Origin of the sequence: Burkholderia sp. Ax-1720 (genome assembly GCF_011753035.1) — a bacterium.
Classification (GTDB): domain Bacteria; phylum Pseudomonadota; class Gammaproteobacteria; order Burkholderiales; family Burkholderiaceae; genus Burkholderia; species Burkholderia gladioli.
Map to the genome: position 1 here is coordinate 36142 of NZ_VWWK01000044.1, position 10196 is coordinate 46337.

Here is a 10196-nt window from a genome sequence, read left to right on the forward strand (position 1 = left end):
CCGCCAACCAGGGCGCACCGGTTTTCATTCATGGAGTACCACAATGCCTCTCGTATCAATGCGTCAACTGCTGGACCACGCAGCGGAACACGGTTATGGCCTGCCGGCATTCAACGTGAACAACCTGGAGCAGGTGCAGGCGATCATGGCGGCGGCCGACGAGGTCAACGCGCCGGTGATCATGCAGGCCTCGGCCGGCGCCCGGAAGTACGCCGGCGAAGCCTTCCTGCGCCACCTGATCGAATCGGCGGTCGAGTCCTACCCGCATATCCCGGTGGTGATGCACCAGGATCACGGCCAGTCGCCGGCGGTCTGCCTGGCGGCGATCCGCAGCGGCTTCACCAGCGTGATGATGGACGGCTCGCTGCAGGCCGACGGCAAGACGGTCGCCTCCTACGAGTACAACGTCGAGGTGTCGCGCAAGGTCGTCGAGATGGCGCACTCGATCGGCGTGACGGTCGAGGCCGAACTGGGCGTGCTCGGTTCGCTCGAGACCATGAAGGGTGACAAGGAAGACGGCCACGGCGCCGAAGGCACCATGACGCGAGAGCAACTGCTGACCGATCCGGAGCAGGCCGCCGACTTCGTCAAGCAGACCCAGTGCGACGCGCTGGCGATCGCGATCGGCACCTCGCACGGCGCCTACAAGTTCTCCAAGAAGCCCACCGGCGACATCCTGTCGATCGAGCGCATCAAGGAAATCCACGCGCGCATCCCGAACACGCACCTGGTGATGCACGGTTCGTCGTCGGTGCCGCAGGAGCTGCTGGCGGAAATCCGCGAATTCGGCGGCGACATGAAGGAAACCTACGGCGTGCCGGTCGAGGAGATCCAGGAAGGCATCAAGCACGGCGTGCGCAAGATCAACATCGACACCGACCTGCGCCTGGCGATCACCGGCGCGATCCGTCGCTACCTGTTCGAGAACCCGTCGAAGTTCGATCCGCGCGACTACCTGAAGCCCGCGCGCGAAGCCGCCAAGAAGGTGTGTATCGCCCGCTACCAGGCCTTCGGCTGCGAAGGCCAGGCCGGCAAGATCAAGCCGGTTTCGCTCGACAAGATCGCCGAGCGCTACAAGGCCGGCGAACTCGCCCAGCTCGTGCGCTAACATATCGGTTTGCCGCCCGGTGGTTCCGGGCGGTGCCGGCCGGAAGTCCAGCCGCCGTTCCCGCCTGTCGACGGGGAACGGCGTTTCCCTTTTTGTTTGGCCCCATTTTCTGCGAAACGACGATGTCTACCCTTTACGAATCCACGCTCCGTTCGCTGCCGCTCCTCGGTCGCGGCAAGGTCCGCGACAACTACGCGGTCGGCACCGACAAGCTGCTGATCGTCACCACCGACCGTCTGTCGGCGTTCGACGTGATCATGGGCGAGCCGATTCCGAACAAGGGTCGCGTGCTGAACCAGATGGCCAATTTCTGGTTCGACAAGCTCTCGCACATCGTCCCGAACCACCTGACGGGCGACGCCCCGGAATCGGTGGTGGCGGCCGACGAGGTCGAGCAGGTGGCCGGCCGCGGCGTGGTGGTCAAGCGCCTGGAGCCGATCCTGGTCGAGGCGGTGGTGCGCGGCTACCTGGCCGGCAGCGGCTGGAAGGACTACCAGGCGAGCGGCGCGGTGTGCGGCGTCGAGCTGCCGGCGGGCCTGCAGAATGCGCAGAAGCTGCCCGAGCCGATCTTCACGCCGGCCGCCAAGGCCGAGATGGGCCACCATGACGAGAACATCAGCTACGAGGAATGCGAGCGCCGCATCGGCACCGAGCTGAGCGCCACCATCCGCGACATCTCGATTCGCCTGTACAAGGAAGCGGCCGACTACGCCGCCACGCGCGGCATCATCATCGCCGACACCAAGTTCGAGTTCGGCCTCGACGAGCACGGCAAGCTGTACCTGATGGACGAGGCGCTGACCGCCGATTCCTCGCGCTTCTGGCCGGCCGACGAATACCAGGTCGGCACCAACCCGCCGTCCTTCGACAAGCAGTTCGTGCGCGACTGGCTCGAGACGCAGGACTGGAAGAAGGAACCGCCCGCGCCGAAGCTGCCCGACGAGGTGGTCGTCCGCACCAGCGCCAAGTACCAGGAAGCGCTCGAGCGCATCACCGGCCAGACGCTGGCCTGAGCGCGCCGCGAGCGCCGTTCGTCGATAACGAAGGAAACGTCCCACGATGAGTGAAGTCCAGACCGCCCACACGCACAGCGCGCCCCTGATCGGCGTGCTGATGGGTTCCAGTTCCGATTGGGACGTGATGAAGCATGCCGTCGCGATCCTGCAGGAATTCGACGTGCCCTACGAGGCCAAGGTCGTGTCCGCGCACCGCATGCCCGACGAGATGTTCGACTACGCGGAGAAGGCGCGCGAGCGCGGCCTGCGCGCGATCATCGCCGGCGCGGGCGGTGCCGCCCACCTGCCGGGCATGCTGGCCGCCAAGACCACCGTGCCGGTGCTGGGCGTGCCGGTCGCCAGCAAGTACCTGAAGGGCGTCGATTCGCTGCACTCGATCGTGCAGATGCCCAAGGGCGTGCCGGTGGCGACCTTCGCGATCGGCGAGGCCGGCGCAGCCAACGCGGGCCTGTTCGCGGTCTCGCTGCTGGCCGGCACCTCGACCGACTACGCGAACCGCCTCGCCGCGTTCCGCGTGCGCCAGAACGAAGCCGCGCACGCGATGGTGCTGCCGCCGCTGTAAGCGGCGCGGCCCCGAAGTCTTTCCGGCATCACCCCGGCGGCGGGCAGCGAACCCCACGATGCCCGCCGCGACCGATCACTGACATGACTGCACACTCCACTCCGGTTTCACCGATCCTGCCCGGCGCCTGGCTCGGCATGGTCGGCGGCGGCCAGCTCGGCCGCATGTTCTGCTTCGCGGCCCAATCGATGGGCTATCGCGTCGCCGTGCTCGACCCCGACGCGAGCAGCCCCGCCGGCGCGGTGGCCGATCGCCACCTGCGCGCCGCCTACGACGACGAGGCGGCGCTGGCCGAGCTCGCCGGGCTCTGCGAGGCGGTGTCGACCGAATTCGAGAACGTGCCGGCCGCCAGCCTCGATTTCCTGGCCCGCAGCACCTTCGTCGCGCCGGCCGGCCGCTGCGTGGCGATCGCGCAGGACCGGATCGCGGAGAAGCGCTTCATCGCCGCCTCGGGCGTGCCGGTCGCGCCGCACGTGGTGATCGAATCGGCCGAGGCGCTCGCCGCGCTGGCCGACGCCGAGCTGGACGCGGTGCTGCCCGGCATCCTCAAGACGGCGCGCATGGGCTACGACGGCAAGGGCCAGGTGCGCGTGGCGAACGCCGCCGAGGCACGCGCCGCGTTCGCCTCGCTGCGCGGCGTGCCCTGCGTGCTGGAAAAACGCCTGCCGCTCAAGTACGAGGTGTCGGCGCTGATCGCGCGCGGCGCCGACGGCCGCTCGGCCGTGTTCCCGCTCGCGCAGAACACCCATCATCACGGCATCCTGTCGCTCACCGTGGTGCCGGCGCCGGCCGCCGATGCCGCGCTCGCGGCCGCGGCCCGGCAGGCGGCGGTGCGCATCGCCGATTCGCTCGACTACGTGGGCGTGCTGTGCGTGGAATTCTTCATCCTCGAGGACGGCTCGATGGTCGCCAACGAGATGGCGCCGCGCCCGCACAACTCGGGGCATTACACCGTCGATGCCTGCTCGGCCAGCCAGTTCGAGCAGCAGGTGCGCGCCATGGCGCGGCTGCCGCTGGGCAACCCGCGCCAGCATTCGCCGGCCGTCATGCTCAACGTGCTCGGCGATATCTGGTTCGCCGATGCCGCGGGCGAGAGCGAGCCGGTCACGCCGCCCTGGGACCAGGTGGCCGCGATGCCGGCCGCCCATCTGCACCTGTACGGCAAGGAAGAAGCGCGCGTGGGCCGCAAGATGGGCCATGTGAACTTCACGGCCGCCACGCTCGACGAGGCGCTCGAGGCCGCGCAGGCTTGCGCGAGCCTGCTGCGCATCCCGCTCGACTGAGGAGCCCGCCATCATGAGCCCGGACCTCCGTTCGACCGCCGCCTGGCCGATGCCGCCCGACGCCGCGATCGAGGAAGCCGCCGCCAAGCTCGCGGCCGGCCAACTGGTCGCGTTCCCGACCGAAACCGTTTATGGGCTCGGCGCCGATGCCGAGAGCCCCGAGGCGGTGGCGCGGATCTACGCGGCCAAGGGCCGGCCCTCGAATCATCCGGTGATCGTGCATCTGCCGCCCGGCGGCGATCCGGGCTACTGGGTCGAATCGCTGCCCGCCGACGCGCAAAAGCTGATCGACGCGTTCTGGCCGGGGCCGCTCACGCTGATCCTCAAACGCGCCGCGCATATCCCCGACGCGGTCAGCGGCGGCCAGGATTCGGTGGCGCTGCGCTGTCCCTCGCATCCGGTCGCGCAGCGCCTGCTGGCCGCCTTCAGCGCGCTGCGCGGCGGCCACGGCGGCGTGGCCGGCCCCTCGGCGAACCGCTTCGGCCATGTCAGCCCGACCACCGCGCAGCATGTGCGCGAGGAGTTCGGCGACAGCGTGCACGTGCTCGACGGCGGCGCGGCCGAGGTCGGCATCGAATCGACGATTCTCGACCTGTCGCGCGGTTTTCCGGCGCTGCTGCGGCCCGGCCATGTCACGCCGCAGCAGATCGCCGCCGTGCTCGGCACCGTGCCGCGCCTGCCCGACGGCAGCGACGCCACGGCGCCGCGTGCATCCGGCACGCTGAAGGCGCATTACGCGCCGCGCACGCCGCTGGCGCTGCTGCCGTTCGATCGCCTGGAGCTGCTGCTCGATGCGGCCGCCGAGGCGGGCGAGCCGGTCGCGCTGGTCGCGCGGGCCTCGAGCGCGCGCGATTGGTCCACCGCGATCGGCGTGCACTTCGTCGCCGCACCCGAGGATCCCCAGGCCTATGCGCGCGAGTTGTACAGCCTGCTGCGCGCGCTCGATCGGGCGCAGGTCGCGCGCATCCTGATCGAGCAGTTGCCGGATACGGCCGAATGGGTCGCCGTCAACGACCGGCTCGGGCGTGCCGCCGCGGCATTCGAGCAGGGCGCCGACGAGGCGCACTGAGTTTCCGCCTCGGGGCGCGCCAGCGCCTCGTCTCGCTGCTGCCGTTGCGCGCGGGTTTCGCCCGCCGCGCCGGCAGATCTCCCGTCTCTTCCCCACGTCGCGCGGATGCGGCTCGCCTCGAGCCGCCGCGCCGATTCTTTCCCGCTCGATCTACCGCCGCCTTCGCGGACGTCCGCGTGCCGCCTGAGCGGTTCGGCGATTCCATGCTTGACACGCCGGAACGATCATTCCATGATTTGTGGAACGATCGTTCCGGCGCCTGATGTGCGAGATCCCGGATCGATCCTTTCCCCCATCGTTTAGAAAGGAGTCGTCATGTCCATCCGTTCCGATTCCGGCGCCGCCCGGCCGATCTTCGCCATCGCCGGCGCCACCGGACGAGTCGGCGCCGAGCTGACGCGCCTGCTGGCCGAGGATCCGGTCGAGCTGCTCGCGCTCACGCGCCGTCCCGAAGCCGCCGTGCTGCCGGCCGGCGTGCGTGCCGTGGGCGTCGATTTCGAGCGACCGGCCAGCCTGCCCGCGACCTTGCAGGGCGTCGAGCGCCTGTTCGTCGCGCAAGGCAGCTCGCCGAACCAGGTCGCCAGCGAGATCGCGCTGATCGACGCCGCGGTGGCGGCCGGCGTGCGCCATGTGGTGAAGCTCTCGGCGATGGGGCCGGCCACGCGCCTGTATCCGATGGCCTGGCACATGCCGATCGAGGCGCATCTGGCGCGCCAGCCGATCGCCTCGACAGTGCTGCGGCCGTCCGCCTTCACCTCGCTGCTGCTGCGCGCCGGCCCGCTGGTGGCGGCGGGCGAGTGGGGCGGCGCGGTGGGCAGCGGGCGCACCAATTTCATCGATACCCGCGACGTGGCCGCGGCCGCGCGCGCGGCGCTGTTCGAGGAAGTCGACGGGGAATCGCAGCTCGCCTACCACCTGACGGGGCCGCGGGCCTGGAGCGTCGACGAGATCGCGCGGGAGCTCTCCGGCCTGCTCGATCGCCCGGTCGCCTATGCGCAGCGCTCGCTGGCCGAGCAGCACGCGCTGCTGCTGGCCGGCGGCCTGCCGCCCTTTGTCGCGGACCTGCTGGTCGGGCTGGACCGGCTGATGCGCGCCTCGGGCATCGGCGAAACCACGAGCACGGTGGAGGAACTGACGGGACGTCCGCCGCGTTCGCTGACGGACTGGCTGCGCGAGAACCTGGATCGCTTCCGCCGGCCGGCGGCGTGATTGCGGCGCATCAAGGAAAAACGCCCGGCGCATCGCGCGCCGGGCGTTCTGTTTCCGCTGCCGGGCCGCCCGCATGCAGCGAGCGGGCGGCCGGGGCGGGCTGGCCTTACTTGGTGACGCCGGCCGCCGCGATCTGCTGCTCGACGAACTGCGCGACCAGCGCATGCAGGCGCGTGGTCGGGTGCACCGTGTCGGCGAACATGTAGGTCTGGTCGGCGTTGGCCACCGTGTAGGTCTGCGGCGAGCAGAACAGCGAGGAAGCGAAGCCGCTCGGATCGGCCACCCCGGCCTTCGCGGCGGCCGCGGCCATGGCGGTCAGGTTGCAGGCCGTGCCGGTATTGCCGACCGTGAAGCCGTTGGCCTGGAAGTTCGCGCCGATGCCGTCCTGCCAGGTGAATACGTCCATCACCTTGACCTTGCTGGTGTCGACCTGCAGCGCGGCGAGCGTGGCGTTCAGCGTCTGGTTGAACAGGCCCGAGAGCTGGGTCAGCGCGGCCTGGGTGGCGGCGCCGCCGGCCACCGCCAGCGGCGTGGTGCCGATGTCGGGCATGTTGGCGACGAACACGTGGCTGGCGCCGGAGTTGGCGATCTGCGCGATGATCTGGCCGAATTGCTGGGCCGCCAGGCCGACCGCCTGCGCCGCCGCGAGCTGGGCGGCCTGGGTGTTGCCGGCCGCGGCCGCGACCTGCGCCTGGAACAGGATGTCGTTGGCGCCGCCGTTGACCAGCACGATCTGGTTGGCGTTGAAGCTGCCGTGCGCCTGCAGGTACTGCTGCACCTGGGTGGAGATCGGCGTGGTGGTGGCCTGGGCGAAATCGGCGTTCGGCACCGAGGCGTCGGCGTGGCCGAGGCCCGGCTGCAGCGTCACGCGTGAGCCGCCCTGGGCGTAGCCCAGGCCGCCGGTGGCCTGCAGCGGAACCCCGAAGCCGCCTTCGTAGGCGGGCTTGAGCGTGTCGCCGAAGTATTCGGCCACCTTCTGGGTCCAGACCTCGCCCGGATTGGTGGTGAAGCGCCCGCCGCCGAAGCCGAGCAGGATCTGCGGCGAATAGGTGCCAGCATCGGACAGGCTGTCGCCGAACGAGACGATCTGCTTCTGCACGCCGGCCGGCGGGGCGGCGGGCGCGGCGTTGTCGTCACCGCCGCCGCAGGCGGCGAGCAGCGCGAACGCCGCGCTCGCGATCGCGAGCTGCGCGCTGCGCTTCAGACGGCTCGGCAGGCGGGGCGTGGCGGTGTGGTTCGGCTTCATGCATGCATCTCCTCGTAGATATGGCCAGTTTGTTTATGCGTCGTCGGACGCGTGGTGCCCGATGTCCGGCGGCACGGCGGCAGGTCGCCCCATGTCGTCCGGCCCCCTTCGGGCCGCGGCCGTCGCGGGTCGCAACGTGCCGGTAACCTGCGCATGATAAGCGCTTGCCCACTCGGGCGGCCCGAAAATCGCGCGCCACTTGTTGCGCGGGCCGTCGACGCGGATCGCATCGGTCGCCATCGAGCGCCATTCGTGGAAGGTCGCGACCAGCGGGTTGTTCGAATTCAGCGGCTCGACGATGCCGTAGACGGGCGGATCGCGCGGATCCTCCTCGACGTAGCTGCCGAACAGGCGGTCCCAGATCACCAGCACGCCGGCGTAGTTGCGGTCGATGTAGCGCGGGTTGCGCGCGTGGTGCGAGCGATGGATCGAGGGCGTGTTGAGGAAGGTCTCGAGCCAGCCGAGCTTGGGGATCGCCTGGGTGTGGACGAAGAACTGGAAGGCCAGGTTGATCAGCACGATGCCGACGATCTGCTGCGGCGGGAAGCCCAGGAAGGCCAGCGGCAGCCAGAACAGCCACATGCCGGCGATCGGGTACATCAGGCTCTGGCGGAACGCGGTCGAGAAGTTCAGGCGCTCGGACGAGTGATGCACCACGTGCGCGGCCCACAGCCAGCGCACCCGGTGGCTGGCGCGGTGGAACACGTAGTAGAGCAGGTCCTGCGCGATGAACAGGACCGCGAAGGAAAGCCAGCCGGCCTGCCAGTCCAGCAGCCGGTAGTGCGCGTAACAGAATGCGTAGATCGGGATCACCACCAGCCAGACGAGCTTGTCGGCGCCCTGGTGCATCAGCGCGAGCGCGGCGTTGCAGAGCGTGTCGCGCCAGGCGTAGATGTGATCGTTCGGTCGCGTGCGGGCCAGGTGCCACGCTTCCCAACCGATGCAGAGCAGGAACACGGGCGCCAGCGCGAGCAGCAGCAATTCGACATTGAATTGCATGGGCGTCTCCCCCTTTCGAGTCTGGTCGGCCATCGCCCCGGCTCGTCACGGTCCGGCCGGGTGGGATGGAGAGGAAAAGAGTACGCAATCGCCGCGCCCGGCGCGACAAGTTCAGTAGAGGGAGTGTTCGGGGGAGGGTTTGCCCGCAAGCCCCGCCGGGCCGGGCTCGGAGGCCGGGCGGCGGGATCGGGCGGTGCGGTGCGGGGGGCCGCCTGGGCCGCCCCGCCCGGATTAGCCGCGGCTTGCGGGAGCGGCCCGCAAGGGCGGCTTGGCGGGCAGGCTTATTCGGCGGCTCACTCGGCGGCTTGCCCCGGGCCCGAGTAGACCCATTCGAGCAGCGCGTCGTGCGCGGCGCGCGCCGCGCTCGCGCGCGGATCGTTGATGAAGCTGACCACCACGTAGCTGTTGCCGTCGGCCGAGGCCACGTAGCCGGCGATGGCGCGCACGTCGCGCAGCGTGCCGGTCTTGATGTGGGCATTGCCGAGCACGGGCTGGTTGGTCAGGCGCCGCGCCATGGTGCCGTCCACCCCGACGATCGGCAGCGATTCGACGAAGGGCTGGGCCACCGGGCTGGCATTGGCGGCCTGCAGCAGCGCGGCGAGCGTGCGCGCGCTGACGTGCTCGTCGCGCGACAGGCCCGAGCCGTTGTCGAGCTGCAGCTCGGGCGCGGCGATCCCGCTCTTGTGGAGGAAGGACTGGATCACCTGCGCGGATTGCTCGGGCGTGGCCGGCGGCTTGCCGACGATCGCGCCGAGCGACAGGAACAGGTTGCGCGCCATCACGTTGTTGCTGTTCTTGTTGATGTCGTAGACGATGCTCGACAGCACCGGGCCGTGATGGGTCGCGACCGGGCGCGCGGTGGTCGGCACCTTGCCCTCGACGATCGGTCCCGCGAAGCTGCCGCCCGTCGAGCGCCACAGCGCCAGGAAGCCCTGCGAGAAGAACTGCGAATGATCGAGCACGGCGATGTTGCTGGTGACCGGCCCGCATTGCGGCGGGAAGCGGCCCACGAAGCTGGCCGTCAGCATGCCGCCGGCGTCGGTCGACAGGCGCGGGCGCGCCGCCGCCGAGGCCATCGCGCAGGAGCCGCCGGCCTCGCTCACCTGGTTGTCGATGCTCAGGTTGGCCAGCGGCGGCAGCACGTCGATCGCGACGTTGCCGCTGTCGGTCGGCGCGACCGTGAAGGACAGCGCCTTGAAGGCGTAGAGCAGCGGGTCGGGGCCGACGTTGTAGGGCGCCTGGGTCTCGTCGTCGAAGGCGGGCAGGTCGCGCGTGGCGCTGGCGAAGAAGCTCTTGTCGAGCACCAGCGAGCCGTCCACGTTGACGATGCCGGCGCGCCGGATCCGGTTGACCAGGTCGATCAATTCTTCGGGCACCAGCTTCGGGTCGCCGGTGCCCTTGATGTAGAGGTTGCCGTGCAGCGTGCCGGACGGATCGAGCGTGCCGTCGGCATAGGCGCTGGTGCGGTAGCGGTAGTCGGCCCCCAGCAGCGACAGGCCCGAGTAGGTGGTGACCAGCTTCATGGTGGAGGCCGGCAGCATCGGCCGCTCGGCGTTCCAGGCCACCGCCGGCGCGCGCGCGCCGATCTTCTCGACCACCACGCTGATGCTGGAGGCCGGCACGTGGGCGCGCTGCAGGCCGGCCAGCACCGAGGCCGGCAGGATGCCGCGCGCGGCCGCCACGGTGGCGGCCGGCGCCGCGGCG

9 protein-coding genes are annotated in these 10196 nt (G+C 70.1%); 6 read left to right on the forward strand and 3 right to left on the reverse strand.

Annotated features, from left to right (window positions below):
* Window positions 1–43 precede the first annotated feature (43 nt).
* The 6 genes from fba to F3J18_RS15755 all read left to right on the forward strand — a co-directional run bounded on the left by fba (window position 44) and on the right by F3J18_RS15755 (window position 6247).
* Complete coding sequence (gene fba / locus F3J18_RS15730; RefSeq protein ID WP_013699245.1) at window positions 44–1108, forward strand: class II fructose-bisphosphate aldolase; 1065 nt, start codon at window positions 44–46, stop codon at window positions 1106–1108.
* A gap of 122 nt (window positions 1109–1230) precedes the next feature.
* Window positions 1231–2121 carry a phosphoribosylaminoimidazolesuccinocarboxamide synthase gene (locus F3J18_RS15735; protein ID WP_025096963.1) on the forward strand — a complete coding sequence of 297 codons (891 nt, stop codon included), beginning with the start codon at window positions 1231–1233 and terminating at the stop codon, window positions 2119–2121.
* A 46-nt stretch (window positions 2122–2167) separates the two neighbouring features.
* Window positions 2168–2686, forward strand: coding sequence for a 5-(carboxyamino)imidazole ribonucleotide mutase (gene purE / locus F3J18_RS15740; RefSeq protein WP_025096964.1), 519 nt, complete (start codon window positions 2168–2170; stop codon window positions 2684–2686).
* An 83-nt stretch (window positions 2687–2769) separates the two neighbouring features.
* Window positions 2770–3969: a 5-(carboxyamino)imidazole ribonucleotide synthase gene (locus F3J18_RS15745; RefSeq protein WP_025096965.1), complete on the forward strand. Its 1200-nt coding sequence runs from the start codon at window positions 2770–2772 to the stop codon at window positions 3967–3969.
* A gap of 13 nt (window positions 3970–3982) precedes the next feature.
* Window positions 3983–5038 carry an L-threonylcarbamoyladenylate synthase gene (locus F3J18_RS15750; protein WP_166913282.1) on the forward strand — a complete coding sequence of 352 codons (1056 nt, stop codon included), beginning with the start codon at window positions 3983–3985 and terminating at the stop codon, window positions 5036–5038.
* A gap of 315 nt (window positions 5039–5353) precedes the next feature.
* Window positions 5354–6247: an NAD(P)H-binding protein gene (locus tag F3J18_RS15755; RefSeq protein WP_166913283.1), complete on the forward strand. Its 894-nt coding sequence runs from the start codon at window positions 5354–5356 to the stop codon at window positions 6245–6247.
* A gap of 106 nt (window positions 6248–6353) precedes the next feature.
* On the opposite strand, the gene F3J18_RS15760 is transcribed toward F3J18_RS15755, so the two are convergent.
* The 3 genes from F3J18_RS15760 to dacB all read right to left on the reverse strand — a co-directional run.
* Window positions 6354–7493, reverse strand: a complete 1140-nt coding sequence (locus F3J18_RS15760) for an SGNH/GDSL hydrolase family protein (protein WP_025096968.1) — start codon at window positions 7491–7493, stop codon at window positions 6354–6356.
* 33 nt (window positions 7494–7526) lie between these two features.
* Window positions 7527–8492: a sterol desaturase family protein gene (locus F3J18_RS15765; RefSeq protein WP_166913284.1), complete on the reverse strand. Its 966-nt coding sequence runs from the start codon at window positions 8490–8492 to the stop codon at window positions 7527–7529.
* 293 nt (window positions 8493–8785) lie between these two features.
* The coding region (gene dacB / locus F3J18_RS15770) for a D-alanyl-D-alanine carboxypeptidase/D-alanyl-D-alanine-endopeptidase (protein ID WP_166913285.1) at window positions 8786–10196 on the reverse strand (1411 nt) is incomplete at its 5' end.